This is a genomic window from Pseudomonas sp. AC239 (assembly GCF_979258545.1).
This window is the reverse complement of record NZ_OZ409864.1, coordinates 1,685,883-1,707,943: the sequence shown is the minus strand read 5'-3', so window position 1 is coordinate 1,707,943 and position 22,061 is coordinate 1,685,883. Positions and strand designations below refer to the sequence as shown.

The 22,061-nt window shown below is 61.1% G+C and carries 26 protein-coding genes and 2 pseudogenes; 17 read left to right on the top strand and 11 right to left on the bottom strand.

Annotation, left to right across the window (positions count from 1 at the left end; genetic code table 11):
- The first annotated feature begins 45 nt into the window (after window positions 1–45).
- Together ACZ0AZ_RS07965 and ACZ0AZ_RS07960 are read left to right on the top strand one after the other, a co-directional pair.
- Complete coding sequence (locus ACZ0AZ_RS07965) at window positions 46–324, top strand: type II toxin-antitoxin system RelE/ParE family toxin (RefSeq protein ID WP_463537165.1); 279 nt, start codon at window positions 46–48, stop codon at window positions 322–324.
- 7 nt (window positions 325–331) lie between these two features.
- Window positions 332–637: a HigA family addiction module antitoxin gene (locus tag ACZ0AZ_RS07960; RefSeq protein WP_039757791.1), complete on the top strand. Its 306-nt coding sequence runs from the start codon at window positions 332–334 to the stop codon at window positions 635–637.
- 113 nt (window positions 638–750) lie between these two features.
- On the opposite strand, the gene ACZ0AZ_RS07955 is transcribed toward ACZ0AZ_RS07960, so the two are convergent.
- A complete protein-coding gene (locus tag ACZ0AZ_RS07955; RefSeq protein ID WP_415761089.1) occupies window positions 751–1,011 on the bottom strand; it encodes an accessory factor UbiK family protein in 261 nt (86 codons plus the stop codon).
- A 394-nt stretch (window positions 1,012–1,405) separates the two neighbouring features.
- On the opposite strand from ACZ0AZ_RS07955, the gene glnK reads away from it, so the two are divergent.
- The 4 genes from glnK to sutA all read left to right on the top strand — a co-directional run bounded on the left by glnK (window position 1,406) and on the right by sutA (window position 4,187).
- Window positions 1,406–1,744 (top strand): P-II family nitrogen regulator, encoded by a 339-nt coding sequence (glnK, locus tag ACZ0AZ_RS07950; RefSeq protein ID WP_002555808.1) that lies wholly within the window; start codon window positions 1,406–1,408, stop codon window positions 1,742–1,744.
- A 37-nt stretch (window positions 1,745–1,781) separates the two neighbouring features.
- Window positions 1,782–3,119 carry an ammonium transporter gene (locus ACZ0AZ_RS07945; protein ID WP_463537164.1) on the top strand — a complete coding sequence of 446 codons (1,338 nt, stop codon included), beginning with the start codon at window positions 1,782–1,784 and terminating at the stop codon, window positions 3,117–3,119.
- Window positions 3,120–3,333: 214 nt separating this feature from the next.
- Complete coding sequence (locus ACZ0AZ_RS07940; RefSeq protein ID WP_129997924.1) at window positions 3,334–3,759, top strand: secondary thiamine-phosphate synthase enzyme YjbQ; 426 nt, start codon at window positions 3,334–3,336, stop codon at window positions 3,757–3,759.
- A 101-nt stretch (window positions 3,760–3,860) separates the two neighbouring features.
- Window positions 3,861–4,187: a transcriptional regulator SutA gene (gene sutA / locus ACZ0AZ_RS07935; protein ID WP_016772583.1), complete on the top strand. Its 327-nt coding sequence runs from the start codon at window positions 3,861–3,863 to the stop codon at window positions 4,185–4,187.
- A 189-nt stretch (window positions 4,188–4,376) separates the two neighbouring features.
- On the opposite strand, the gene ACZ0AZ_RS07930 is transcribed toward sutA, so the two are convergent.
- Genes ACZ0AZ_RS07930 through lptM form a run of 6 tightly spaced genes read right to left on the bottom strand, consistent with a single transcriptional unit; the run spans window position 4,377 to window position 8,986 of the window.
- A complete protein-coding gene (locus tag ACZ0AZ_RS07930; protein WP_129997923.1) occupies window positions 4,377–5,084 on the bottom strand; it encodes an HAD family hydrolase in 708 nt (235 codons plus the stop codon).
- Entirely contained in the window at window positions 5,081–5,980 is a 900-nt protein-coding gene (gene xerC, locus ACZ0AZ_RS07925) for a tyrosine recombinase XerC (RefSeq protein WP_129997922.1), read from the bottom strand. The genes ACZ0AZ_RS07930 and xerC overlap by 4 nt, the downstream gene beginning before the upstream one ends.
- Window positions 5,981–5,982: 2 nt before the next feature.
- Window positions 5,983–6,708 carry a DUF484 family protein gene (locus ACZ0AZ_RS07920; RefSeq protein WP_024014772.1) on the bottom strand — a complete coding sequence of 242 codons (726 nt, stop codon included), beginning with the start codon at window positions 6,706–6,708 and terminating at the stop codon, window positions 5,983–5,985.
- 13 nt (window positions 6,709–6,721) lie between these two features.
- Complete coding sequence (gene dapF, locus ACZ0AZ_RS07915) at window positions 6,722–7,552, bottom strand: diaminopimelate epimerase (RefSeq protein WP_039757394.1); 831 nt, start codon at window positions 7,550–7,552, stop codon at window positions 6,722–6,724.
- Window positions 7,553–7,555: 3 nt separating this feature from the next.
- On the bottom strand, window positions 7,556–8,803 hold the full coding sequence (gene lysA / locus ACZ0AZ_RS07910; RefSeq protein ID WP_129997921.1) for a diaminopimelate decarboxylase: 1,248 nt from the start codon (window positions 8,801–8,803) through the stop codon (window positions 7,556–7,558).
- Between the two features lie 9 nt (window positions 8,804–8,812).
- A complete protein-coding gene (gene lptM, locus ACZ0AZ_RS07905; protein WP_007911098.1) occupies window positions 8,813–8,986 on the bottom strand; it encodes an LPS translocon maturation chaperone LptM in 174 nt (57 codons plus the stop codon).
- 314 nt (window positions 8,987–9,300) lie between these two features.
- On the opposite strand from lptM, the gene cyaY reads away from it, so the two are divergent.
- From cyaY to rnk, 3 genes are all read left to right on the top strand, one after another.
- Entirely contained in the window at window positions 9,301–9,633 is a 333-nt protein-coding gene (gene cyaY, locus ACZ0AZ_RS07900) for an iron donor protein CyaY (protein WP_129997920.1), read from the top strand.
- A 3-nt stretch (window positions 9,634–9,636) separates the two neighbouring features.
- Window positions 9,637–9,858, top strand: coding sequence for a DUF1289 domain-containing protein (locus tag ACZ0AZ_RS07895; RefSeq protein WP_129997919.1), 222 nt, complete (start codon window positions 9,637–9,639; stop codon window positions 9,856–9,858).
- A 253-nt stretch (window positions 9,859–10,111) separates the two neighbouring features.
- Complete coding sequence (gene rnk, locus ACZ0AZ_RS07890; protein WP_400557216.1) at window positions 10,112–10,531, top strand: nucleoside diphosphate kinase regulator; 420 nt, start codon at window positions 10,112–10,114, stop codon at window positions 10,529–10,531.
- A gap of 9 nt (window positions 10,532–10,540) precedes the next feature.
- Here rnk and ACZ0AZ_RS07885 read toward each other — a convergent pair whose 3' ends face one another.
- The 3 genes from ACZ0AZ_RS07885 to ACZ0AZ_RS07875 form a co-directional block, all read right to left on the bottom strand.
- On the bottom strand, window positions 10,541–13,384 hold the full coding sequence (locus tag ACZ0AZ_RS07885) for a class I adenylate cyclase (RefSeq protein WP_463537163.1): 2,844 nt from the start codon (window positions 13,382–13,384) through the stop codon (window positions 10,541–10,543).
- 183 nt (window positions 13,385–13,567) lie between these two features.
- Complete coding sequence (locus ACZ0AZ_RS07880; protein WP_039757399.1) at window positions 13,568–13,813, bottom strand: TIGR02647 family protein; 246 nt, start codon at window positions 13,811–13,813, stop codon at window positions 13,568–13,570.
- A 198-nt stretch (window positions 13,814–14,011) separates the two neighbouring features.
- Window positions 14,012–14,302: a hypothetical protein gene (locus ACZ0AZ_RS07875; protein WP_129997917.1), complete on the bottom strand. Its 291-nt coding sequence runs from the start codon at window positions 14,300–14,302 to the stop codon at window positions 14,012–14,014.
- Between ACZ0AZ_RS07875 and ACZ0AZ_RS07870 the strand changes: the two genes are divergently transcribed.
- The gene (locus tag ACZ0AZ_RS07870; protein ID WP_263596261.1) at window positions 14,301–14,426 is read left to right on the top strand and encodes a hypothetical protein; all 126 of its coding nucleotides are present in this window, start codon (window positions 14,301–14,303) and stop codon (window positions 14,424–14,426) included. The genes ACZ0AZ_RS07875 and ACZ0AZ_RS07870 overlap by 2 nt on opposite strands.
- Window positions 14,426–15,085 carry a glutathione S-transferase family protein gene (locus tag ACZ0AZ_RS07865; RefSeq protein WP_463537162.1) on the top strand — a complete coding sequence of 220 codons (660 nt, stop codon included), beginning with the start codon at window positions 14,426–14,428 and terminating at the stop codon, window positions 15,083–15,085. Before ACZ0AZ_RS07870 ends, ACZ0AZ_RS07865 begins: the two co-directional genes overlap by 1 nt.
- Before the next feature lie 128 nt (window positions 15,086–15,213).
- On the opposite strand, the gene argH is transcribed toward ACZ0AZ_RS07865, so the two are convergent.
- On the bottom strand, window positions 15,214–16,608 hold the full coding sequence (gene argH, locus ACZ0AZ_RS07860; protein WP_039757402.1) for an argininosuccinate lyase: 1,395 nt from the start codon (window positions 16,606–16,608) through the stop codon (window positions 15,214–15,216).
- A 332-nt stretch (window positions 16,609–16,940) separates the two neighbouring features.
- Here argH and ACZ0AZ_RS07855 point away from each other — a divergent pair.
- From ACZ0AZ_RS07855 to ACZ0AZ_RS07830, 6 genes and pseudogenes are all read left to right on the top strand, one after another.
- Window positions 16,941–17,081: pseudogene (locus tag ACZ0AZ_RS07855) on the top strand (sensor histidine kinase); the annotation flags it as partial.
- Window positions 17,078–17,824, top strand: coding sequence for a LytR/AlgR family response regulator transcription factor (locus ACZ0AZ_RS07850; RefSeq protein ID WP_129997914.1), 747 nt, complete (start codon window positions 17,078–17,080; stop codon window positions 17,822–17,824). The pseudogene ACZ0AZ_RS07855 and the gene ACZ0AZ_RS07850, both read left to right, overlap by 4 nt.
- A 138-nt stretch (window positions 17,825–17,962) precedes the next feature.
- Window positions 17,963–18,904 carry a hydroxymethylbilane synthase gene (gene hemC / locus ACZ0AZ_RS07845; RefSeq protein WP_039757404.1) on the top strand — a complete coding sequence of 314 codons (942 nt, stop codon included), beginning with the start codon at window positions 17,963–17,965 and terminating at the stop codon, window positions 18,902–18,904.
- Window positions 18,901–19,647: pseudogene (locus ACZ0AZ_RS07840) on the top strand (uroporphyrinogen-III synthase); the annotation flags it as partial. The gene hemC and the pseudogene ACZ0AZ_RS07840, both read left to right, overlap by 4 nt.
- A gap of 36 nt (window positions 19,648–19,683) precedes the next feature.
- Window positions 19,684–20,826, top strand: a complete 1,143-nt coding sequence (locus ACZ0AZ_RS07835; RefSeq protein WP_039757793.1) for a uroporphyrinogen-III C-methyltransferase — start codon at window positions 19,684–19,686, stop codon at window positions 20,824–20,826.
- The gene (locus ACZ0AZ_RS07830) at window positions 20,823–22,061 is read left to right on the top strand and encodes a heme biosynthesis protein HemY (RefSeq protein WP_039757405.1); all 1,239 of its coding nucleotides are present in this window, start codon (window positions 20,823–20,825) and stop codon (window positions 22,059–22,061) included. Before ACZ0AZ_RS07835 ends, ACZ0AZ_RS07830 begins: the two co-directional genes overlap by 4 nt.

The following is a 22,061-nucleotide window of genomic DNA, read 5'->3' as shown; positions in this document are numbered from 1 at the left end:
TCACGAATAAACTCAGCGTTAATGCATAACGTTAAGCTTTAAACTATGATCGTTAGCTTCAGATGTCCTGAAACCGAATACCTGTTCCGAAGTGGTAAAACCCGTTTCTGGTCAGCCATATTGAGTGTCGCGGAACGTAAGCTGACGATGCTTGATGCGGCAGCTGCGTTGGCTGATCTCCGATCTCCTCCCGGAAATCGGCTCGAGTCTCTGGGAGGCGATCGGAACGGGCAATACAGTATTCGTATCAACGCCCAATGGCGAATTTGCTTCGTCTGGGGCCTGAATGGGCCCGAGGATGTTGAAATCGTCGATTATCACTGAGGTGAGTATGACCAAGAATGGTATGCGTCCGGTCCATCCCGGCGAGATCCTCAAAGAGGAGTATCTGGAGCCTTTGAGCCTCACAGCCGCTGCGTTGGCGAGAGCATTGAGCGTGTCTACTCCGACGGTGAACGATATCGTTCTACAGCGCCGGGGCATCAGCGCTGACATGGCTTTAAGACTTTCAATCTGTCTGGACACCACTCCTGAGTTTTGGCTGAACCTCCAATCGACCTACGATCTGCGAAAAGCCGAAATTGAAAGAGGAGCTGCAATCCGTGATCAGGTCGAGCGGCTGGCACATTGCGCTTGATAGTGAATCTAGGCAGTGGAGCTGAAGGCTGCTTGAAGGAAAACGTTTGAAGGTGTTTTTTCGACGCCTTTAAAGCTGAAGAGCGTGCCCAACCTTCACTGTCAGTAGTGGTGCTATTCAGCCGGCGGATTCAGTTTCGCCTCCATCTCCGCCACCTTCGCTTCAAGACTCTCAAGCCGTGCCCGCGTGCGCGCCAACACCACCATCTGACTATCGAACTCTTCCCGGCTGACCAGATCGAGTTTGCTGAAGGCACTTTGCAGCAGCATTTTGAACTGGCTTTCGATTTCGGCTTTCGGCAGCGGGGTATCGCCGCTAAAGAGGCGGGAGGCGGTGCCGCTCAGGGCGTCGAAGAAGTCTTTGGGCGCGAGCATGGGAAATGTCCTGGAAACAATGGCCGGCAGTGTATCACGCAGTGTCTATAGTCAATCCCGTTGCACGGATGCACGCTTTTCGCGCAGGGGGACGGACGGTGGTGCACCGTTGTTGTGCGTATCGGCAAACGCTGTTCTGCCCGAGCGCGTGCAACAGGCGCCAAGAGATTGAAATGCAGGGTTTTTGCCGAGCTGGCAAGGTTTCTGCTTAGTCACCCTCGACCCATGCACTGATGCAGTCGCTGTGACGAATGCAGTGCGGCAGACGAAGCGGGGAGTTTCGTCTGATGCGGTTAGCTGGCGTCAACGATGCGTTACAAAGCCAGGCACTGCGCTTAGACTTGAGACGGGTTTGTTTTCCTGGGGCAAGTCCACCAATTCGGGAGAGAGTTTCATGAAGCTAGTCACTGCCATCATCAAGCCGTTCAAGTTGGACGACGTGCGCGAGTCGCTGTCCGAAATCGGCGTGCAGGGCATTACCGTCACTGAAGTCAAAGGCTTCGGCCGGCAGAAGGGTCACACCGAGCTGTATCGCGGCGCGGAATATGTGGTCGATTTTCTGCCCAAGGTGAAAATCGACGTGGCCATCGACGACAAGGATCTGGATCGGGTTATCGAGGCGATAACCAAAGCGGCCAACACCGGCAAGATCGGTGACGGCAAGATCTTCGTGGTCAATCTGGAACAGGCGATCCGCATCCGTACCGGCGAAACCGATACCGACGCGATCTAAGCGCCGCCACAAACCCAACGCCCCAGGAGAAAACAATATGACTCTGCGTAAATTCGCAGGGCTAGGCGCCCTGTTGTCCATCGTAATGCCCGGCATCGCCATGGCGGCAGACGAAGTGGCAGCGCCAGTCCTCAATTCCGGCGACACCGCCTGGATGCTCACCTCGACAGCGCTCGTGCTGTTCATGACCATCCCCGGCCTGGCGCTGTTCTACGGCGGTATGGTTCGCTCGAAAAACATTCTTTCCGTGCTGATGCAGTGCTTCGCCATTACCGGTCTGATCAGCATCCTGTGGGTCATTTATGGCTACAGCATTGCCTTCGACACTACCGGCATGGAGCAGGGCGTCGTCAACTTCAATTCATTCTTCGGCGGCATGGGCAAGGCGTTCCTCGCCGGTGTCACGCCTTCGAGCATCACCGGCCCGGCGGCGCTGTTCCCTGAGGCGGTATTCATCACCTTCCAGATGACCTTCGCGATCATTACTCCAGCGCTGATCGTCGGCGCGTTCGCCGAGCGCATGAAGTTCTCCGCGATGCTGATCTTCATGGGCGTCTGGTTCACTCTGGTTTATGCACCGATCGCGCACATGGTCTGGTCCGGTAACGGCGGCCTGATGTGGGACTGGGGCGTGCTCGACTTCGCTGGCGGCACCGTGGTGCACATCAACGCCGGTATCGCCGGCCTGGTCGCGTGCCTGGTATTGGGCAAGCGCAAAGGCTTCCCGACCACACCAATGGCTCCGCATAACCTCGGCTACACGCTGATGGGCGCGGCGATGCTGTGGGTCGGCTGGTTCGGCTTCAACGCCGGTTCCGCTGCTGCTGCCAACGGCACTGCCGGTATGGCGATGCTGGTTACCCAGATCGCCACTGCCGCTGCCGCACTGGGCTGGATGTTTGCCGAGTGGGTCACCCACGGCAAGCCAAGTGCACTGGGCATCGCTTCGGGCGTGGTCGCCGGTCTGGTCGCGATCACTCCGGCCGCTGGCACCGTAGGCCCGATGGGTGCACTGGTGATCGGTCTGGCCGCAGGCGTGGTGTGCTTCTTCTGCGCCACCACCCTGAAGCGCAAACTCGGCTATGACGATTCTCTGGATGCCTTCGGCGTGCACGGCATCGGCGGTATTCTCGGCGCGATCCTCACCGGTGTATTCGCAGCCCCGGCAATGGGCGGCTTCGGCACCGTGACCGACATCGGCGCGCAGGTCTGGATTCAGATCAAAGGCGTCGGCTTCACGGTGATCTACACCGCGATCGTCACCTTCATCATCCTCAAGGTGCTGGACGCCGTCATGGGGCTGCGTGTCACCGAGGAAGAAGAGTCGGTCGGCCTCGATCTGGCACAACACAACGAACGCGGCTACAACCTGTAAGTACGCGCGATAAAAAATTGCCCGGTTCGCCGGGCATTTTTTTGTCCGGGATTTGTCATCCAAGAAGCGGCTGAAAGGATTTTTCTTACGGCTTTGGTCGTCTTTACGACGAGGCTTTTTCTGCGGGCAATCGCTTACATCACTGCAGGAATATTAGGGCCTTTGTTTTTTTTCAGAGCACGCTAGAATGCGCCCCGAACGAGCGGAGAACTGTATGTGGCAACAGACTCTGATAACCCTGCGGGCACGGCCCCGGGGCTTTCATCTGGTAACCGACGAGTTGCTCGCAGGCTTGCCTGAACTCAGGACCTGTCGGGTCGGTCTGTTGCATTTGTGGCTGCAGCACACATCGGCGTCGTTGACCATCAACGAGAACGCCGATCCGGCAGTTCGCCGCGACTTCGAACGATTTTTCAATCGTCTGATCCCACAAGGAACGGACGGCTACGAGCACAACGATGAAGGCCCGGACGATCTCCCGGCGCACTTCAAGGCCAGCGTGCTGGGTTGCCAGATCAGCCTGCCGGTTTCGGCAGGGCGGCTGGCACTGGGTACCTGGCAAGGGATTTATCTGGGCGAGCACCGTGATCACGGCGGTGCCCGTAAAGTCCTCGCCACCTTGCACGGTGAACAGGCATGAGCCGCTGCCGGGCAGCGGTGGAAGATTTTTCAACGGCGGCTTCGACAGCCGCCAAAGCTGGTCTATAACTAATCTGCTTTTGGCAAGTCATGAGGTAGAACATGAGCGACGATGATCTGGAAAACGACGACCTCGAAGTAGGCGACGAAGACGAGGCCGAGGAAGGCCTGGAAGCGGCAGCGGAAGACGTTGCCGAAGACGATGGCGGTGACGACACGCCGGCCCCGGCTGCCAAAGGCAAAGCCAAGGCTGCGGTATCGGTCGACGAGTTGCCGAGCATCGAAGCCAAGAACAAGGAGCGTGACGCCCTGGCCAAGGCCATGGAAGAATTCCTTGCGCGCGGCGGCAAGGTGCAGGAAGTGGAGGCCAACGTGGTCGCCGATCCGCCCAAAAAGCCGGACAACAAGTACGGCAGCCGCCCTATCTGAGGCGCGTCGCTCGCTTGCTGAAAAAGCCCGCCGTCGCTGCGGGCTTTTTCATGCCTGGAATCAATCCGTTGAAAACAAATGCAGTTCCCTGTGGGAGCGAGCCTGCTCGCGAAGAGGGCATGTCAGCCGACACACATGTTAAATGACACACCGCATTCGCGAGCAGGCTCGCTCCCACAGGGCTATAGATCAGTTCGAGGAAGCATTCCAGCGTGCGAGCACCGCTGGCAAATCGGTCAGGCTGCGAATCTCCGCATCCGGCAAGCGCTCCGCCTCCCAGACCTTGCCCGTCGGGTTGAACCACACCGCGCGCAAGCCTGCCTGCTGCGCCCCGGCGATGTCATCACCGGGATGATCGCCGACATGCACCGCCGCTTCAGCACTTACGCCGCCCCGTTGCAAGGCTTCCTGGAACAGCCGCGCATCCGGTTTGGCGATGCCGATGTCTTCGGCGCACAAGGCGAACTTGAAGTAATCCGCCAGCCCCAGTCGACGCACGTCGGCATTGCCATTGGTGACCACGCCGAGGGCATAGTGATTGGCGAGCAGCTCCAGCAGCGGCTCGACTTCGGGGAACACTTCGATCTGATGCCGCGCATGCAAAAACACTTCAAAAGCCTTGTCAGCCAGCTCCGACGCCTCGCCGTGGGCATATCCGGCTTCTTCAAGCGCATGGAACAGCACACGTCGGCGCAGCGCGCTGATGCGGTGTTTGAGGCCCGGTTCGCCCGCCAGCACGCGCTCGCGGATCGACCACAAATGCTCCACCGGCACTGCGCCCAGATTCGACGCATGTTCGCTCAGCCATTCGCGCAACACGGTTTCGGCGCTGGCAATCACCGGCGCGGTATCCCACAAAGTGTCGTCGAGGTCGAAGGTGATCAACTGAATGCTCATGAAGCATCGCCTTTCATGCGTTTGGCCCGGGGGTGGGCGCTGTCGTAGACCGCCGCCAGATGCTGGAAGTCGAGGTGGGTATAGATCTGTGTGGTTTTGATGTCGGAGTGGCCGAGCAATTCCTGCACCGCGCGCAGATCCTGCGAGGACTCGAGCAAATGGCTGGCGAACGAGTGCCGCAGCATGTGCGGATGCAGGTTCTGCCCCAGTTCGCGCTCGCCAGCCAGTTTGACCCGCACCTGAATCGCCCGCGGGCCGAGACGCCGACCTTGCTGGCTGACAAAAACCGCATCGTCCGCCGGGTTGGTCATGGCTCTAAGCGGCAACCAGTGTTCCAAGGCTTCGCGAGCCTTGGTGCCAACCGGCAACAGCCGGGTCTTGCTGCCCTTGCCGAGCACCTGAACCATGCCGTCGGCGAGGTCGAGTTGATCGAGATTGAGGCCGGTCAGCTCGGACAGGCGCAGGCCGGAGGAATAGAACAGCTCGAGAATCGCCTGATCGCGCCGGGCGAGAAAATCGTCCTCGACTGCACCTTCCAGCAATTGCAGTGCGCGGTCGGTATCGAGGGTTTTCGGCAGGCGTCGTTCGCCTTTTGGTGGGGCCAGGCCGGTGGCCGGGTCGTGGTCGCACAGACCTTCGCGATTCAAGTAGTGATAGAGCCCGCGCACCGCTGAGAGCAGGCGGGCGAGGCTGCGCGAGGACTGGCCTTGCGCATGCAGTCGGGCGATCAGGCTGCGCAGGCGCTGGATGTCCAGCGCGGCCCAGCTGCCGATGTTCTGCTTGATGCACCAGCCAAGAACTTTATCGAGGTCGCGGCGATAAGCCGACAAGGTGTGCGGCGACACCTGTCGCTCACTGCGCAGATGTTCGCAGTAAGCGTCCAGTTGTCGTTCCATGGTCAGCGTACCGAGCGCAGCGAGCTGTTGACCCGTGGCAGCACGCGGCCCATGACCTCGGCGATGTAGCTGAGGAACAGGGTGCCGACCGAACTCTTGTAGTGCTGCGGGTCGCGGCTGGCGATGGCCAGAATGCCGTGAATGCCCTGATGGCTGACAGCAACCACGGCGGTCGAGCCGATCTGCTGGCGCTGTTCTTCGCCGAAGAGGAAATCCAGCTCATGTTCACGCAGGCTGCCGCTGACGCTTTTGCCTTCGGTGAGCAGGCCGCCGATCGCGGTTTGCGCGTCGGCGTGAGTCACCCAGCGGCCAACCGGTGCCGGGTTGTCGCCGAGCAGGATGAGGCTGACGAAGGGCACCTGGAAATCCTGACGCAGGCTGTCTTCAACGCTGATGACCACGTCTTCCAGAGTCGATGCATCCATCAGCGCGAGGATCAGGCGGCGGGTTTTTTCAAAGAGGCGATCGTTGTCGCGGGCCACGTCCATCAGATGCGAAAGGCGATGGCGCATCTCGATATTGCGGTCGCGCAGGATGGTCATCTGCCGCTCGACCAGCGACACGGTGTCGCCACGTCGGTGCGGGATGCGCAACGATGGCAGCAGCTCTTCGTGCTCGACGAAGAAGTCCGGATGAGCCTCCAGGTACGCGGCAACCGCGGCTGCCTCAAGGCTCTCGGAAGCTGATTCGTCGACTGGTCGGGCGGGTACCTGTGGCTTGTCGGTCATGATTTCTGCTCGCTCAAAGACGCACTTGTCCTTCGTATACACGCACTGCCGGACCGGTCATCAACACCGGTTCGCCCGGGCCGGCCCACTCGATGGACAGACGCCCGCCGGGCAGGTCGATCAACAGCGGCGAATCCATCCACCCCTGACTGATGGCCGCCACCGCCGCCGCACAGGCGCCGGTGCCGCAGGCCTGGGTTTCCCCGGCGCCGCGCTCCCACACGCGCAGTTGCGCGCGGTGACGATCGATGACCTGAAGGAAGCCGACATTGACCCGCGCCGGGAAGCGTGGATGGTGTTCGATCTTCGGTCCCAGCTCATGCACCGGTGCGCTGTTGATGTCGTCCACGCGGATCACGGCATGGGGATTGCCCATCGACACGGCGGCCAGTTCGACCGTGGTGCCGTCGACGTCCAGCTGATAGCTGCTGGCCTGGGCTGGCGCCTGGAATGGAATGTCTGCCGGCACCAGGCGCGGCGCGCCCATGTTCACGCCGATCTGGCCGTCGTTACGCACGTCCAGCTCGATGATGCCGCCCTTGGTCTCGACGCGGATCTGCCGCTTGGCAGTCAGACGCTTGTCGAGCACGAAGCGGGCGAAGCAGCGCGCACCGTTGCCGCACTGTTCCACTTCCGAACCGTCGGAATTGAAGATCCGGTAGCGGAAATCCACGTCCGGGTTGCTCGGCGCTTCGACGATCAACAACTGGTCGAAACCGATCCCGGTGTGGCGATCTCCCCATTGCTTGGCGTGTTTGGGCTGAATGTGCGCGTGCTGGCTGACCAGGTCGAGGACCATGAAGTCGTTGCCCAGGCCGTGCATTTTGGTAAAACGCAGCAGCATGGGTTACTCCGGCAGCAGGCTTTCGCCGGCAAACAGCTCGGCCACGGTTTCGCGGCGACGCACTTCAAAAACCTGATCCCCGTCCACCAGCACTTCAGCGGCACGGCCGCGGGTGTTGTAGTTGGAGCTCATGACGAAACCGTAGGCACCGGCCGAATGCACTGCCAGCAAGTCGCCTTCTTCCAGCGCCAGCTCGCGGTCCTTGGCGAGGAAATCGCCGGTTTCGCAGATCGGGCCGACGATGTCGTACTTGCGTGTAGCGCTGTCGCGCGGTTTCACGGCCGTGACGTCCATCCACGCCTGATACAGCGCCGGACGGATCAGGTCGTTCATCGCCGCGTCGACGATGGCGAAATCTTTGTGCTCGGTGTGCTTGAGGTATTCGACCTGGGTCAGCAACACGCCGCCATTGGCAACGATGAAGCGGCCCGGCTCGAACACCAGCGCCAGATCACGCCCGTCGAGGCGCTCGCGCACGGCTTTGATGTAGTCGGCAGCCAGCGGCGGCTCTTCATCGCGATAACGCACGCCCAGGCCGCCACCAAGATCGATGTGGCGCAGGTGAATGCCGCAGTCGCCGAGGCGATCGACCAGATCGAGCAGGCGATCCAGTGCATCGATGAACGGCGGCAGCGTGGTCAGTTGCGAACCGATGTGGCAGTCGACACCGACCACTTCCAGGTTCGGCAGATGCGCGGCGCGTACGTACACGTCTTCGGCGTCGGCAATGGCGATGCCGAACTTGTTCTCTTTGAGACCGGTAGAAATGTACGGGTGGGTGCCGGCATCGACGTCCGGGTTCACGCGCAACGAAACCGGGGCGCGAACACCCAGCTCGGCGGCGACCACTTGCAGGCGTTCGAGCTCGTCGATGGATTCGACGTTGAAGCAGTGCACGCCGACTTCGAGGGCGCGACGCATGTCGTCACGGGTCTTGCCGACGCCGGAGAAAACGATCTTGTCGGCGCTGCCACCAGCGGCCAGTACGCGTTCCAGCTCGCCACGGGAAACGATGTCGAAACCGGCGCCGAGACGGGCCAGGACATTCAGTACACCGAGGTTGGAGTTGGCCTTGACCGCGAAGCAGACCAGATGCGGCATGCCGGCCAGCGCATCGGCGTAGGCCAGATATTGTGCTTCGATGTGCGCGCGCGAGTAGACATAGGTGGGTGTGCCGAAGCGGTCGGCGATGGCGGACAGCGCCACACCTTCCGCGAACAGCTCCCCGCCACGGTAGTTAAAAGCGTCCATGGCGATCCCTTATTGGTAGACGTCGTGCTTGTGAGCCTTGGATGGCTGCTTTTGCGAGGACTGGGCTTGTTCGGCCGGGTCCTGGTCGTCATCGGGCAGGTACAGCGGGCCTTTTTGGCCACAGGCCGAGACCAGGCAAGCAACCGCGACGAGCGCAGCAAGGGAAGAGATCAGGCGCTTCATGGCGAAATCCTTGAAAATGCGTTAATTGCGCCGGAGTATACCGGCCACCCGGCAGCTTGCCTATGCGAGGGGGTTCCCGTCCGGCGGGGCTCCTGAGAAGCGCATCATCCCTGTGGGAGCGAGCCTGCTCGCGAAGGCGTCGGCAAATTCAACAGGCTCGTTGCCTGACACACCGCTTTCGCGAGCAGGCTCGCTCCCACGGGGGCGGTGCTGGATGGGCCGACAGGTGCTTGGTCGTTAATCTTTGCAATCGGCCGGTAGCGTCCGTATCTTTCGGCGCTTGAGCCTGATCAGACATTTTTGAGGTTGCCGCAATGAGTTTGTCCGAAGCCCGTTTCCACGATCTGGTCGATGAAACCCAGGAAAAACTGGAAGACATATTTGACGAAAGCGATCTGGACATCGATCTGGAAAGCTCGGCCGGCGTGCTGACGGTCAAATTCGAAAACGGCAGCCAATTGATCTTCAGCCGCCAGGAACCCTTGCGTCAGCTGTGGCTGGCGGCCGTGTCCGGTGGTTTCCACTTCGATTACAACGAAGAAAGCGAGCGCTGGATGTGCGACAAGAGTGAAGAGCAACTCGGCGAAATGCTCGAACGCCTCGTCAAACAACAGGCTGGCGCTGAATTCGAATTCGAAGGTCTGTGATTCGTGACTGATGCCGCGCCTGTTCGCCCGCCGAAACCGCTCTACAGCAACGTCAGCCCGGCGGTGCCCTCGCCCTGCACGGGCATCTGTCGACTCGACGAACAGAAAGTCTGCCTCGGCTGCGCGCGCCACGTTGAAGACATTCGCGAATGGCGCTCGGCCGATGACCAGCGGCGCCGGGTGATTTGCCAGCAGGCTGCCGCACGAAAATTTCAAGCCTGTTGATATCGTGGCGAGGGGATTTATCCCCGTTGGGTCGCGTAGCGGCCCCAAAATCTATACGGCTGCTGCGCAGCCGAACGGGGATAAATCCCCTCGCCACAAGGGTTTCACCCAGGCAAAAAAGGGCGTGACTTGTATATTTTTTGAGCTGTGATAGTGTCCGCGAACGCCTCAAACCACCGAGGCACGGTGAAAACCCCGTCTTTTTGGCGGGGTTTTGCTTTTTTTGTGCAGAAGAAAGGAGTCTGCCTGGATCATGACCGCACCTTCCATCACCCTTACCCGTCTGGACGTGCAACGTCTGGAGCGCCTGATCGACAACCTGAGCGAGAAAGACCAGGCTGCGCCGGGCGTGATTGCGCTGCAAACCGAGCTGGACCGCGCCGATACCGTGGTCGGCCACGATGAAGTGCCCGCCGATGTCGTGACCATGAATTCCCGTGTGCATTGCCGCGAAGAAGGCAGTGGCAAGGATTATCACCTGACCCTGGTCTACCCGAAGGACGCCAACGCCGACGAAGGCAAGATTTCCATTCTGGCGCCGGTCGGCAGTGCACTGTTGGGTCTCAAGGTCGGTCAGCACATCGACTGGCCGGCTCCGGGTGGCAAGTCGCTGAAGCTGACCCTACTGGAAGTGGAATCGCAACCGGTCAACGGCGGCGCCTTCCCCGAGTAAATCCTCGCCTCAAACCTGTTCGAGCGCTTCATTCAACGAGCGCTCCAGGTCCGCCTTGTAGCGCAGATACAGATTGCTTGAACTGTGCCCGTCACCGAGCAGACCCGAGAGGTCGAGGTCGGTGATGTAGCAGCGATAGCGCTCGGTCTCGCGGCGCTGCTCGACGATCTCCCGGGCGACCACGCTGAACAGCTGGTCGCCATGCTCCAGCTCGCTGAATTCCCGCTGATTGCAGTACAAGGTGACCTGCACTTCGCCGGGCGCGGCTTTGCCGATGATCGCCTGCACGTCATAGAACGGTTTGTTCACCGGCGTCTGCGGTGCCAGTCGGGTTTCGACTCGGCGCGAGCGGCCCGGACCTGACGGCAACAGTTGGTAATACAAAATCTCGGGGCTGCCCGCCGGGCCAGCGTCCATCGGCAATTGCGCCTCACGGCGGTACTGGATCGATTGCAGAAAACGCTGCAGCGGTACCAGCAGGCTTTGCTCATCGTGGTACGGCAGTTGCTGTTGCCACAAGGCATTGAATTCATCCAGCACGTACAGCTCGGCCTGCTGCTCGCTGATGCGATAGAACACCTGAACGCATTCAGGCTGGCCCATCGGCAGGATCAGCGCGAGGTCGTGATCCTCCAGTGCCATCGGATCGAGGTGCAGTGGGCTGTAGCGCGGTTGTTCTTCGCCCAGATAGTCGAGCAGCGCCGGCAGGGTGGCGAGGGCAACATGGTTGACCTGACCCGGCACCAGCTCCAGCACGTGATAGTGCTGCTGCACCTGGATCAAATAGCGATGATTCAAATCACTGAGCAACAGTGTCTGCGCGGTATCGATGATTTCCTCGACGCGGCGGGCAATGAATTGCGCGCGGTTGTGGCAGAAGCAGCGCACTTTCAGCGACGGCTGCACCGGGCCGCGCGGCAGGTTGTTGAGGTAATCGCGCAGGCAATCGAGCAGCGCATGGGCGCCGTCGAAACGATTGACCAGCACTTCGTTCCAGCTGTTGAGCGTGACCTGATCGAGGGTCAGCACCAGGTTTTCGCGCACGCCGGCATAGCTCAGCGAGTCGGTGCGCTCGGTGGTCATCAGGATATTCAGATCGCGATGATGCTTGAGCGGGTCGACGCCTACGTTGATCAGCAGCAGCACTTCGCTGGGCACAGCGGCACGCAGCAATGGCTCTTCGGCAACGGTGGGCAAGGGCAGGGCGATGCACTGCTGCAGGCTGCCGAGCAGGTTGAACAGCTCGAACTCGCTCAAGTCGCTGGTGCCTGGATGCAGGGCCAAGCGCGTGCTGCTGTCGATCACGCCGTTGCGGTGGCACCAGGTCAGCAGTTCAAGCAGCTCGCGACTGCGCTTGATCGGCGCGAAATGTTCCCACTCCAGCGCCGTCAGGCTGCCGTTGTACAGGCCCCACTGGGTCTGCCCCGGCTCCTTTTTGTTCGGCGACTGCACCAGGGTCAGGGTGTCTTCGGCCAGATCCGGGGCGATGCCCGGATTGATGAACTCGACCTTGTCGGCCTTGCGCTCGAACGCTGCATACAGGCGCCGACCAAGCACATTGAGGTCGCGCTTGTTGATCAGACTGACGGTCTGTTCGCTGCGGGCGAACTGCGTCAGAAAGCGATAGCTGTAATTGAGTTCGTTGACCAGCGCGCGGCGCTCGGCGCTGACCTGGCGCACTTTCCACTGACTGCGGCGGTCGAGCAGCGCCAGTTGCCGCTGATCCCAATGCCACTCGCCAGCCAGGCGTTCGAGCAGTGCGCGCTGCCAACCCTGGCTGCGGCTGTTGCCGGTGAGCTTGCGGTTGACCTTCAGATACAGCGCGCGGCGCACCAGCTCAAGGCGTTCCGGCTCGTTGCGGGCGAGCAGGTATTCCTCGATACGCCGGTACACGACCATGTACGGGTCGAGTTCATCCAGATCGAGCTGATTGGCGAACACGGCTTTCTTGAAGCGCAGGCTCAGGCACTGCACCTGCGGATGTTCGCTGGCGTACACCTCGGTCAGCAGCAGTTTGAGCACCGACTTGTAGGGCGACTCGATGCCTTTGAACAATTGCCACAACCCGGCGCCGATGAACTCGCCGGGCGGAATGGTCGCCATCGGCCCGAGATCGAGGGTTTCGTCGGCGCGAATAAAGCGCTTCGACAGTAGGGTGTGGGTGTAAGCGTCGTAGGCGGTTTCTTCATAGACCGGCACCAGCCACCAGATCGGTGTGCGCCCGGCCAGCCAGATTGCCGTGCGGTAAAACTCGTCGAGGAGCAGATAGTGCTGGGTGCTGCCGCAGTTTTCCGAGCTGAGCTGGGCATCACGTTCGCCTTTGACGAAGCGCGCCGGGTCGATCAGGAAGAAGTGCGCCTCGGCGCCCTGGCTCGCGGCCCAGGTTTCCAGCAACTGGCATTTCTTGCGCAGCTCGGCGAGTTCGCTTTCGCTCAGATCAGGGGCATGGCAGACCCACACGTCCATGTCGCTTTGGTCGGCCTGGGCCAGCGTGCCGAGGCTGCCCATCAGGAACAGACCGTGAATCGGTCGCGGCGGGTTACTGCCATGGCGCGGTTTGTAGGAGAACGAGCGAGTCAGGCGCTGCGCCTCGGTCAGCGCGCTGGCGTCCGGCTCATAATTGGACAAGCCGGCCGGCGTACTGCCCGAGACGTAGCCGGGCAGCAGCGGATGATTGACGTGGAAGAACAGCGGCAACAGCGTCAACACGCTTTGCTGGCGCGTCGACAATCCTTCGAGTGCACGGCCGAGGCGGCCTTCATTGAGTTTGAGAAAACGTGCGCGCAGCTGGCTGAGTACCTTGCGGTCAATGCCTTCGTCGAGGTCGGGGCGGATTTCGTGGGTGCGCGTCATGTCAGCTCAAACCGGCTTGCAGGCTCGGACGTAGAGGGTCTCGGAATGGCCGCAGTTTAGCCGCTGCGCGGCAGGACGTTTAAGCTGAATTTGTTTTTTGACGTCGGTTTTTTATCGGCAGCGATCGGGCGGGCCCGCGGAAATCCCGTGGCAGGAGTTCCCGTGGGCAAAGTCAGGGGAAAATCAGGCGGTTTCCTGCTCTCTCAGAATCGTCAGTACGGTCTGCACGTTTTGCGCGGCATCGCGACCGAGGCTGGTCAGATATCCGCCGTCGGGCTGATCGGTGAGTTCTTTTTCAAAGAGACGCTGGGCAGCAGCGATGTGTTTCGGGGCAGCGGTCTGATGAATTTTCAGACCTTCCTGGGAACTGTCCAGGTTGAAGAGTGCAAGGACTTCCAGTTCGGCAACCAACTCAGGGGTAAGCGACATAAGGACTCCAGACTTTCTAGGAATTGGACGACAGCGCCTCTAAGGTGAACCTGCTGGTGCGGCATGTCCAGTGCTCGGATCAACGGGATTTTGTCTTGAGGCGAATTCCAGTGTAGTCCGCATAAAAAAGATCGCAGCCTTCGGCAGCTCTTACAGGAGATCGGTGCAGGAGCTGCCGAAGGCTGCGATCTTTTGATCTTAATGCTTTTCCGGTGGCAGCTCTGGCAAAGCGCGCAGTGCCGCTTCGTACCACTGGGTGTCGAACGGGCGATCTTCATCGAGCATCGCGTCAATCTCGTAGGCCAGCACGTGAGCCATCAGGTTGAGGATCTCTTCGCGCTCGATGCCGACCAGTGTCAGCTTGTTCAACGTCGCCTTGGCCGCCGGCGGGTTGTCGCTTTCGATCTGGTTCTCGATGGCTTCGATCAGGGTCGCTTCGGTGAATGCTTCTTCGTCGTCATCGTTGACGATATCTGTCGGCTCGCTCATGGCAGGCTCCTCAGGGAAAGGCGCCAGTTTACCCGCATTCAGCGGCGTGATGCTGCTGGCGGGAAACGTCGCGGCGATCTATAAACAGGCACTGCCCACCCCGCACGGCCTGGAGGCTCTGTAATGTTCAAGCTCTACGGATTCGCTGTCAGCAACTACTACAACATGGTCAAACTGGCACTGCTGGAAAAAGGCCTGCCCTTCGAAGAAGTGACTTTCTATCCGACGCAAACCCCGGACTCGCTGGCCATCAGCCCGCGTGGCAAGGTCCCGGTGCTGGGCGTGGACGCCGGTTACATCAACGAAACCGCGATCATCCTCGAATACCTCGAACAATCACAAAAGGCCACGCCGCTTTTGCCGAGCGATCCGTTTGAGCGTGCGCAGGTGCTCGCGATTGCCAAGGAGATCGAGTTGTACATCGAGTTGCCGGGGCGCGCCTGTTATGGCGAGGCGTTTTTCGGTGTGACGTTGCCGGAGGCGATCAAGGAAAAGACCCGGACCGAGCTGCTGCTGGGCTTCGCGGCGCTGGGCCGTCACGGCAGGTTCGCCCCGTATGTGGCGGGTGACAGCCTGAGCATTGCCGATCTGTATTTCCTCTACAGCGTGCCGCTGGCCTGTGCGGTCGGGCAGAAGCTGTTCGGCATTGATCTGCTGGCCGAGATGCCGCAGGCGAAAGCGCTGCTGGAGCGGCTTGAGCAGAATCCGCACGTGCAGAAGATTGCGGCAGACAAGGACGCGGCGATGCCCGCATTCCTGGCGATGATTGCTGCCAAGAAGTGAATTTTGTAGCGCTCTGAAGGAAGCCTTCGCGAGCAGGCTCGCTCCCACATTGAATCGGTGGTGAACACAAATTTTGTGAACGTCCTGATTCCCTGTGGGAGCGAGCCTGCTCGCGAAGCTCTTGGCTATTAGCGGCTGGCGATCAGGGCCTGACCGCGCGCCACCGCAGCCTTGACCTGCGCCGGTGCAGTCCCGCCGATATGGTCGCGGGCATTCACCGAGCCTTCCAGGGTCAGCACGGCAAACACGTCCTGCTCGATCTGATCACTGAACTGACGCAGTTCTTCCAGGCTCATCTCGGCCAGATCCTTGCCGGTGTCGACGCCATACTTCACCGCGTGGCCAACGATTTCGTGGCAATCACGGAACGGCAGGCCACGGCGCACCAGATAATCCGCCAGGTCGGTAGCGGTGGAGAAACCGCGCAGCGCCGCTTCCCGCATGATCGCGTGTTTCGGCTTGATCGCCGGGATCATGTCGGCAAATGCGCGCAGCGAATCGCGCAGGGTGTCGGCGGCGTCGAACAGCGGCTCCTTGTCTTCCTGATTGTCCTTGTTGTAGGCCAGTGGCTGGCCTTTCATCAGGGTCAACAGGCCCATCAGCGCGCCGAACACACGGCCGGTCTTGCCGCGCACCAGTTCGGGCACGTCGGGGTTTTTCTTTTGCGGCATGATCGAGCTGCCGGTGCAGAAACGGTCAGGCAGATCGATGAACTGGAACTGCGCGCTGGTCCACAGCACCAGCTCTTCGGAGAAACGCGACAGGTGCATCATCGCGATGCTCGCGGCCGAGCAGAATTCAATGGCGAAGTCGCGATCGGAAACATTGTCCAGCGAGTTGCCGCCGACGGCGTCGAAGCCGAGCAGTTGCGCGGTGTATTCGCGGTCGATCGGGTAAGTGGTGCCGGCCAGCGCGGCGCTGCCCAATGGCATGCGGTTGGTGCGTTTGCGGCAGTCGACCAGGCGCTCGTAGTCGCGGCTGAGCATTTCGAACCAGGCCAGCATGTGATGCCCGAAAGTCACTGGCTGCGCGGTCTGCAAGTGGGTGAAGCCCGGCATGATGCTCGCAGCCTCACGTTCGGCTTGCTCCAGCAGGCCTTTTTGCAGGCGGGTGATCTCGGCGAGGATCAGGTCGATTTCATCGCGCAGCCACAGGCGGATATCGGTGGCGACCTGGTCGTTGCGGCTGCGCCCGGTATGCAGCTTTTTACCGGTGACGCCGATGCGGTCGGTCAGGCGCGCTTCGATGTTCATGTGCACGTCTTCGAGGTCGACGCGCCAGTCGAACTGGCCGGCCTCGATTTCGCCCTGAATGGTCTTCAGGCCATCGATGATGCTGTCGCGCTCGGCATCGGTCAGCACGCCGACCTTGGCCAGCATGGTGGCGTGGGCGATCGAGCCCATGATGTCGTGGCGATACAGGCGCTGATCGAAAGTGACGGAGGCGGTGAAGCGGGCGACGAAGGCGTCGACGGGTTCACTGAAGCGGCCGCCCCAGGACTGATTGGTCTTGTCAGTGCTCATGAATTCGCTCGTATCGGCTTGAAGAAATGGCGTGAAACGCTGGCGCGGATAATAACAGGGTTGCCAATCCTGTCGCTGACGCCGGTCGACAGGTTTTTTCGCGGATGTGTCAGGCATGTCCGGCGCGGTCTGCAGGGAATTTACAAAAGGATATTTTTTGATTGAGCAATATCGTTCCGACGAACGTCTACAGTGGACATAAGGGTCGGTGCGAATGCGGATCATGCAAAGGTCTGGCCACTGGCTATAAGAAGAGGGGGCGGGTGAGTTGTCCTTGAGTCAACCACCGGGAGAAACGCAGGAAACACCGGGCTCCGAGCAGTACCAGGCGGACGCTGGCAAATATTGCTGGCCGACGTACGGCACTTTTTGGCGCTCGGGCTAGTCTTAGCGTGGATCGCGGTGACGGAGGTCACTACACCTGTCTACGCTATCCTTGTGCGAGACTCACGCAGGAATCCAGCGCAATATGAATGTCCTGATCGTTGATGACGAACCCCTGGCTCGCGAGCGCCTAAGCCGTATGGTGAGCGAGCTCGAGGGTTACACAGTCCTGGAGCCCAGTGCCACGAATGGCGAGGAGGCGTTAGCGCTGATCGACAGCCACAAACCGGATATCGTGTTGCTCGATATCCGCATGCCGGGCCTCGATGGCCTGCAGGTTGCTGCCCGACTGTGCGAACGCGAGACGCCGCCGGCCGTGGTGTTTTGCACCAGTCCCGATGAATTTGCCGTGGAAGCCCTGCAGGCCAGCGCCGTGGGCTATGTGGTGAAACCTGTGCGAACCGAACACTTGAATGAGGCCCTGAAGCGGGCTGAACGTCCCAATCGGGCGCAACTTGCAGCCCTGACCCGTCCCGCTGCCGAAAGTGGCAACGGTCCACGCAGCCACATCAGCGCGCGCACCCGCAAAGGCATCGAGCTGATTCCGCTGGATCAGGTGGTCTACTTCATCGCCGACCACAAATACGTGACCCTGCGTCACGAAGCCGGCGAAGTGCTGCTCGACGAACCTCTCAAAGCCCTCGAAGACGAATTCGGCGAACGCTTTGTGCGTATCCACCGCAACGCGCTGGTCGCTCGCGACCGCATCGAGCGATTGCAACGCACACCACTGGGACATTTCCAGTTGTTTCTCAAAGGTCTCAATGGCGATGCGCTGATTGTCAGTCGTCGGCATGTGGCCGGTGTACGCAAGATGATGCAGGGCCTTTGACCCGATCTTTACCGGGCGTTCCAGATTCTTTTACCCGGCATGGCAGGCCAGGGAGGCCACGCCGTTTTCTGATTCAGGTCAAAGTGGAATTGACTGAGCTGTTATTATCCGCCGTATCTATTCAGTACGGATTGTTCCATGTCCCCTCGCGAAATCCGCATCGCCACCCGTAAAAGTGCGCTGGCCCTCTGGCAGGCCGAATACGTCAAAGCCCGTCTCGAGGCGGCCCACCCGGGCCTGCTGGTGACGCTGGTGCCCATGGTCAGTCGCGGCGACAAGCTGCTCGACTCACCACTGTCGAAGATCGGCGGCAAGGGCCTGTTCGTCAAGGAACTGGAAACCGCGCTGCTGGAAAACCAGGCCGACATCGCCGTGCATTCGATGAAAGACGTGCCGATGGATTTCCCGCAAGGGTTGGGCCTGTTCTGTATCTGCGAGCGCGAAGATCCGCGCGATGCTTTCGTCTCCAATACCTACGCAAGCCTTGAAGCTTTACCGAGCGGAGCCATCGTCGGCACCTCGAGCCTGCGTCGGCAGACACAGCTGCTGGCGCGTCGCCCGGACCTGCAGATCCGCTTTCTGCGCGGCAACGTCAATACCCGTCTGGCCAAGCTCGACGCCGGCGAATATGACGCGATCATCCTCGCCGCTGCCGGTCTGATCCGCCTCGGCTTCGAAGATCGCATCACTTCGGCGATCAGTGTCGATGACAGTCTGCCGGCCGGTGGCCAGGGCGCGGTCGGCATCGAGTGCCGCAGCGCCGACCACGAAATTCACGCCTTGCTCGCGCCTTTGCACCACGCCGATACCGCTTCGCGGGTGAACGCGGAACGCGCCCTCAACAAACATTTGAACGGCGGCTGCCAGGTGCCGATCGCCTGCTACGCCGTGCTCGAAGGCGAGCAGTTGTGGTTGCGCGGACTGGTCGGTGAGCCAAGCGGCGGCAAGTTGCTCAGCGCCGAAGCCCGGGCGCCGCGTGCTGACGCTGAAGCCTTGGGCGTACAGGTCGCTGAAGACCTGCTCAAGCAAGGCGCCGACGACATTCTCAAAGCGGTGTACGGCGAGGCGGGTCACGAGTGACGGCCTGGCGCCTGCTGCTGACGCGCCCTGCGGATGACTGCGCGGCGCTGGCCGAACAGTTGGCCGGGCACGGGATTTTCAGCAGTTGCCTGCCGCTTTTGGACATTGTCCCGCTGCCGCTCTCTGACACTATTCGTCAGGCGATGTCGCGATTGCCCGCTTGCAGCGCAGTGATCGTGGTCAGCAAGCCGGCGGCGCGGATCGCGGTGGATCTGCTCAAGTCCGCAGGCACGCCGCCATTGAGCATGCCGTGGTTCAGCGTCGGCGCGGCGACCGCAGAGATTCTTCGCGATCATGGTCTCGATGTGAGCTTCCCGGCTGACGGCGATGACAGTGAAGCCTTGCTGCAATTGCCACGTCTGCGCGAGGCGGTTAGCGAGCCCGGTGCGCAGGTGATGATCCTGCGCGGTGAGGGTGGTCGTGAACTGCTCGCCGAGCGCCTGCGCGCGCTAGGTGCTAGTGTCGAGTATCTGGAGTTGTATCGCCGCGACCTGCCAGCCTACCCGCCAAACGAGCTGCCGCGGCGGATCGAAGCGGAACGCTTGAACGGGCTGGTGGTCAGCAGTGGACAGGGTTTCGAGCACCTGCGGCAAATGGCCGGCGATGCCTGGCCGAAGATTGCGCAGTTGCCGTTGTTTGTACCAAGCCCGAGAGTCGCCGAGCTGGCACGTGCCGCCGGGGCTCAAACAGTTGTGGATTGCCGCGGCGCGAGTGCCGCGGCTTTGCTGACGGCGTTACGGGAATTTCCCGTGCCGTTTTCTAATGCAAAGGATGGATACGTGAGCGAAACAGCCTTGCCAAAAGATGACGTCCAGCCTGCGCTTGATGCCCAGGTTGAAACTCCACCACCGGCCAAAGAGCCGCGCCGAGGCAATGGACTGGCGATTGTCGCCTTGCTGCTCGGTGCCGCCGGTGTCGCCATCGGTGGCTGGGGTGTCTGGCAGGTGCGCCACCTGCAGAGCAACACGCAGCAACAGTCGAGTCAGGTGCAGGCGTTGAACGATCAGGCGCAGAGTCTGAAGCTCAACGAACAGCGTCTGACCGAGCGTCTGGCGCAGTTGCCCGGTGCTGACGAACTCGCCGAACGCCAGCGTCTGGTCACGCAATTGCAGGGCGATCAGCAGCGCCTCAATCAGCGTCTGGAAACCGTCCTCGGCGCCAGCCGCAAGGACTGGCGTCTGGCCGAGGCCGAGCACTTGCTGCGTCTGGCCAGCCTGCGCCTGTCGGCGTTGCAGGACATCAGCAGCGCCCAGGCACTGGTGCAGGGCGCCGACGAAATCCTCCGTGAACAGAACGATCCGGGTTCCTTCGCCGCGCGCGAGCAAGTGGCGAAAACCCTGGTTGCCTTGCGCAGCACCGAACAGCCGGATCGCACCGGGCTGTTCCTGCGCCTCGGCGCTTTGCGCGATCAGGTCATCGACCTCACCGAGCTGGCGCCGGAGTACAAGGATCGCGGCGAGTCGCTGCTGGGCCTGACTGCCGACGGCGACGGCGCCAGCCGCTGGGCGCAGTGGTGGGACAAGGTATCGCGCTATATCCGCATCGATTTCAACGCTGACAAGAACGTCAAGCCGCTGCTGGCCGGACAGAGCCTGAGCCAGGTGCGCCTGGCCCTGAGCCTGGCGCTGGAGCAAGCGCAGTGGGCGGCGCTCAATGGTCAGGCGGCGGTCTATACCCAGGCGCTGGCCGAGGCGCGCGATGTGCTCAAGGGCAATTTCAACCCGGACAACCCGCAAAGCAAAGTCATGCTGGAGCAGGTCGCCGAGCTGAGCAAGGAACCGGTCACCGTCCAGACGCCGGATCTGGCCGGCACCTTGAGCGCCGTGCAAGGGTATCTGGAGCGACGTAACGTCAATGCCGAGGAATCGGTGAAACCGTTCGCCAAGCCTGCCGGCAACCAGGCGCAGGAGGCGACCCCATGAAGCGCCTTTATGTAATCGTGTTTCTGGTCATCGCCGCGACGGCAGCGCTGGGCCTGGCGATCGCCGAGCATTCCGGTTACGTGCTGGTGGCGTACAAGAGCTTCCGCTACGAGGCAAGTCTGTGGGCGACACTGGCAGTGATCGCGGTGCTGTGGCTGCTGTTCTGGGGCATCAAGGTGCTGGCCGAGCTGGTGATGACCTCTACCGGCGTAGTCAATCCCTGGTCGCGGCGCAATCGCAGTCGCCGCGTGCAAGTGGCGATCGAACACGGCCAACTGGATCTGGCTGAAGGCCGCTGGGCCAGTGCGCAGCGGCATCTGACCCGCGCAGCGGAAGCCGAACGTCAGCCACTGCTTTACTACCTCGGCGCCGCACGTGCGGCGAACGAGCAAGGTCAGTACGAAGAAAGCGATCGTTTGCTTGAGCGCGCGCTGGAACGTCAGCCGCAAGCCGAATTGGCGATCGCCCTGAGTCACGCGCAACTGCAGACCGATCGCGGCGACACCGATGGTGCACTGGTGACTTTGCAGGCGATGCACGAGCGGCATCCGCGCAGCGCACAGACACTGCGTCAATTGCAGCGTCTGCATCAGCAACGTGGCGAATGGTCGGCGGTGATTCGTTTGCTGCCGGAGTTGCGCAAAGACAAAGTGCTGCCGCCAGCCGAACTGGCCGAACTCGAGCGTCGCGCCTGGGGTGAAAACCTGTCCCTGGCAGCCCATCGCGAAGAAGACGGTACGGTGGGTTTGCAGTCACTCAAGCGAGCCTGGGAGCAGCTGACTTCGGCGCAACGTCAGGAGCCGCCATTGGTGTTGGCCTATGCCGAGCAATTGCGCCAGTTGGGCGCTCAGGTCGAAGCCGAAGAAGTGCTGCGCACAGCGCTCAAGCGCAAGTACGACAGTCATCTGGCGCGGCTCTATGGTCTGGTTCGTGGCAGCGATCCTGCGCGTCAGCTGCAGACTGCCGAAGGCTGGCTCAAAGAGCACCCGGCCGATCCGAGCCTGTTGCTGACCCTCGGGCGTTTGTGTCTGCAAACCAGTCTGTGGGGCAAGGCGCGTGACTATCTGGAAAGCAGTCTGCGTGTGCAGCGCAATCCGGAGACCTGTGCGGAATTGGCCCGTCTGCTTGCACAGCTTGGCGATACCGAGCGCAGCAACCAGTTGTTCCAGGAAGGTCTGGGACTGCTCGATGAACGCCTGCTGGCGGCGCCTTTGCCGGTGGCGGCGAAGGTGTGA

Coding starts and splice junctions, on each gene's coding strand:
- ACZ0AZ_RS07965 (WP_463537165.1), top strand. CDS start 46: ATGATCGTTAGCTTCAGATGTCCTGAAACCGAATACCTGTTCCGAAGT.
- ACZ0AZ_RS07960 (WP_039757791.1), top strand. CDS start 332: ATGACCAAGAATGGTATGCGTCCGGTCCATCCCGGCGAGATCCTCAAA.
- ACZ0AZ_RS07955 (WP_415761089.1), bottom strand. CDS start 1,011: ATGCTCGCGCCCAAAGACTTCTTCGACGCCCTGAGCGGCACCGCCTCC.
- glnK (WP_002555808.1), top strand. CDS start 1,406: ATGAAGCTAGTCACTGCCATCATCAAGCCGTTCAAGTTGGACGACGTG.
- ACZ0AZ_RS07945 (WP_463537164.1), top strand. CDS start 1,782: ATGACTCTGCGTAAATTCGCAGGGCTAGGCGCCCTGTTGTCCATCGTA.
- ACZ0AZ_RS07940 (WP_129997924.1), top strand. CDS start 3,334: ATGTGGCAACAGACTCTGATAACCCTGCGGGCACGGCCCCGGGGCTTT.
- sutA (WP_016772583.1), top strand. CDS start 3,861: ATGAGCGACGATGATCTGGAAAACGACGACCTCGAAGTAGGCGACGAA.
- ACZ0AZ_RS07930 (WP_129997923.1), bottom strand. CDS start 5,084: ATGAGCATTCAGTTGATCACCTTCGACCTCGACGACACTTTGTGGGAT.
- xerC (WP_129997922.1), bottom strand. CDS start 5,980: ATGGAACGACAACTGGACGCTTACTGCGAACATCTGCGCAGTGAGCGA.
- ACZ0AZ_RS07920 (WP_024014772.1), bottom strand. CDS start 6,708: ATGACCGACAAGCCACAGGTACCCGCCCGACCAGTCGACGAATCAGCT.
- dapF (WP_039757394.1), bottom strand. CDS start 7,552: ATGCTGCTGCGTTTTACCAAAATGCACGGCCTGGGCAACGACTTCATG.
- lysA (WP_129997921.1), bottom strand. CDS start 8,803: ATGGACGCTTTTAACTACCGTGGCGGGGAGCTGTTCGCGGAAGGTGTG.
- lptM (WP_007911098.1), bottom strand. CDS start 8,986: ATGAAGCGCCTGATCTCTTCCCTTGCTGCGCTCGTCGCGGTTGCTTGC.
- cyaY (WP_129997920.1), top strand. CDS start 9,301: ATGAGTTTGTCCGAAGCCCGTTTCCACGATCTGGTCGATGAAACCCAG.
- rnk (WP_400557216.1), top strand. CDS start 10,112: ATGACCGCACCTTCCATCACCCTTACCCGTCTGGACGTGCAACGTCTG.
- ACZ0AZ_RS07885 (WP_463537163.1), bottom strand. CDS start 13,384: ATGACGCGCACCCACGAAATCCGCCCCGACCTCGACGAAGGCATTGAC.
- ACZ0AZ_RS07880 (WP_039757399.1), bottom strand. CDS start 13,813: ATGTCGCTTACCCCTGAGTTGGTTGCCGAACTGGAAGTCCTTGCACTC.
- ACZ0AZ_RS07870 (WP_263596261.1), top strand. CDS start 14,301: ATGGCAGGCTCCTCAGGGAAAGGCGCCAGTTTACCCGCATTCAGCGGC.
- ACZ0AZ_RS07875 (WP_129997917.1), bottom strand. CDS start 14,302: ATGAGCGAGCCGACAGATATCGTCAACGATGACGACGAAGAAGCATTC.
- ACZ0AZ_RS07865 (WP_463537162.1), top strand. CDS start 14,426: ATGTTCAAGCTCTACGGATTCGCTGTCAGCAACTACTACAACATGGTC.
- argH (WP_039757402.1), bottom strand. CDS start 16,608: ATGAGCACTGACAAGACCAATCAGTCCTGGGGCGGCCGCTTCAGTGAA.
- ACZ0AZ_RS07850 (WP_129997914.1), top strand. CDS start 17,078: ATGAATGTCCTGATCGTTGATGACGAACCCCTGGCTCGCGAGCGCCTA.
- hemC (WP_039757404.1), top strand. CDS start 17,963: ATGTCCCCTCGCGAAATCCGCATCGCCACCCGTAAAAGTGCGCTGGCC.
- ACZ0AZ_RS07830 (WP_039757405.1), top strand. CDS start 20,823: ATGAAGCGCCTTTATGTAATCGTGTTTCTGGTCATCGCCGCGACGGCA.